This window comes from Streptomyces sp. NPDC045701, from assembly GCF_056432045.1.
This window is the reverse complement of sequence record NZ_JBWKJV010000190.1, coordinates 1-1,717: the sequence shown is the minus strand read 5'-3', so window position 1 is coordinate 1,717 and position 1,717 is coordinate 1. Positions and strand designations below refer to the sequence as shown.

Annotated in this window: 3 protein-coding genes; all 3 read right to left on the bottom strand. The window is 69.1% G+C overall.

Annotated elements, in window-relative coordinates; all coding sequences use genetic code 11:
- Window positions 1-422, bottom strand: a 422-nt coding sequence (locus AC07DW_RS34345; RefSeq protein ID WP_478861510.1) for a hypothetical protein, incomplete at its 3' end; no start/stop codon positions are given.
- Window positions 423-794: 372 nt separating this feature from the next.
- Window positions 795-1,298 carry a hypothetical protein gene (locus AC07DW_RS34340; protein ID WP_478861509.1) on the bottom strand — a complete coding sequence of 168 codons (504 nt, stop codon included), beginning with the start codon at window positions 1,296-1,298 and terminating at the stop codon, window positions 795-797.
- Between the two features lie 72 nt (window positions 1,299-1,370).
- Window positions 1,371-1,553 carry a hypothetical protein gene (locus tag AC07DW_RS34335; RefSeq protein ID WP_478861508.1) on the bottom strand — a complete coding sequence of 61 codons (183 nt, stop codon included), beginning with the start codon at window positions 1,551-1,553 and terminating at the stop codon, window positions 1,371-1,373.
- Between the last annotated feature and the right edge of the window lie 164 nt (window positions 1,554-1,717).

The following is a 1,717-nucleotide window of genomic DNA, read 5'->3' as shown; positions in this document are numbered from 1 at the left end:
GCCCTGCGCTCAAACTCCAGGTCTTTCAGCGGGTAGCGCTTCAGGCCGGTCGCGGAGGCCTCATCGGCTTCGAACATGCCCCCCGAGGCGGGGAAGACCCGCACCCCGCCCTCAGTGTCCACAAACGACAGCCCCAGACTCATCCCCGCACCCAGACCGTGCCGGTCCACCCCCGCCGACCCCAGCTGCTGGTCATACGACAAAGAAACCGACGCGTCCAGACCCCCACGCCCGCCGAGGGTGACCAGCGGCAGGCTCATCCGCCACATGCCCGTGCGCTCATCCAGCGCACCTGCGGCCGCATCACCCAGCGGAACCGAACCCGACACCGGCGCCGGCACCCCGCCCGGCGTATCGGCAGCCACCGCCGACACCACCGGAACCGCCGACACCCCCATCACCACCGCCGTCGCCAACGCCACCCGGCGCAACGAACGCCACCGCAAAACCCCACCAGCGTCCCGCTCCGCGACCAAACCAGCTCCGACAGGCAGAGAGGGCGACATAGAACAACCTCGGTGAGAGACGGCGGAACACACAAACGGGGCTCAGCCAGTCAACCCGCCCCTCCACACGGCAGGCACCCACCAAATGGCCACCACTGAGGATGGGACGCTGTCAGGAAAACGGCCCTAAGGCGCCGGTCGTCGGCGTACTCCTTGATCGCTGACCCGATCTGCTCACCACCAACCTGCACATCGAGTCCGCCCCAGGCGGCGGCAAAACCATTCTGCGCCCGCATCCCCTGGTAGGGGATCACAGGCGGGAACCGCCGGACGCCGGGTTGGCGGCGGTCACAGAGCGGTCGGCACCGGAGGCGCGAGCGGCTGGCGGGTGTGTGGGCACAGGCCGGCCGTAGTCGTTGTAGGGACGCGCATGCGTCGCAGGAGATCGCGTGTGGCGCGCTGGTTCAGGGTGCTGCGCCAGCTCAGGCCGGGGTGGCGGGAGCGTAGGTGGGAGAGCGCGCGGGTGCCAAGGCCGGTGTTGCAAAAGCGCTCCTCGAGGGCCACGTCGGTGATGACGCCCTCGGCGCAGTGGGTGCAGATCTGGTATTGGACTTGGCCGACGACCTTGCGGATGTGGACCAGGAGCAGGCATTCCTCGCCTGGGCTGGTGTCGCCGGGGATGCGGGAGGACAGGAACTCGATCGACCGGTAGGCGAGGATCCGGCGCCTCAGGCGGCCGGTGAACCTGCCACGGCGGGAGTGCTTGACGCCGTCCTGCGCGGGCGCGGGTGTCTGGGCGTTGGAGGTCGGGCCGAACAGAGTACTCGTAGGACGCGCATGTTGTCCGTGCATGAGGGCGCGTGTACCCAGACGTGAACCGCGGACGCCCCTCCCTTGCGAGGATCGGGGAGGGGCATCTCTTGCCTACGACTTGAAGTAGGTGGCGTCGTCGACCGCGGTGGGATCGAGGAGCGCAGCATGCAGTTCTGCCACCCGCGCGTGAGCACCGCTGCTGCTGGTGGGGCGGGGCGGGGCGGTGTCCGGCGCCAGGGTGCCCTCGCGGCGCTGGCTCCGTGCTCCCTGCCTGCGCTGCGGCTTGCCCACCATCGGGCTGCCGCAAGGGCGGCGGCGGTGAGGGCGTGGAACGCTGGGTGCGCAGCCACAGATCCTCCCAACTCTCAGCTTGACGTTTAACCTCTGCGGGCTTGGTGCTCCTTGATCGACTCGGCACGTTTGACCGTCTTGCCGACGTCGTGGTGCCTGGCCCGGTG

Excerpts from the sequence above, each read along its gene's own strand:
- AC07DW_RS34340 (WP_478861509.1), bottom strand. The coding sequence starts at position 1,298 with ATGCACGGACAACATGCGCGTCCTACGAGTACTCTGTTCGGCCCGACC.
- AC07DW_RS34335 (WP_478861508.1), bottom strand. The coding sequence starts at position 1,553 with ATGGTGGGCAAGCCGCAGCGCAGGCAGGGAGCACGGAGCCAGCGCCGC.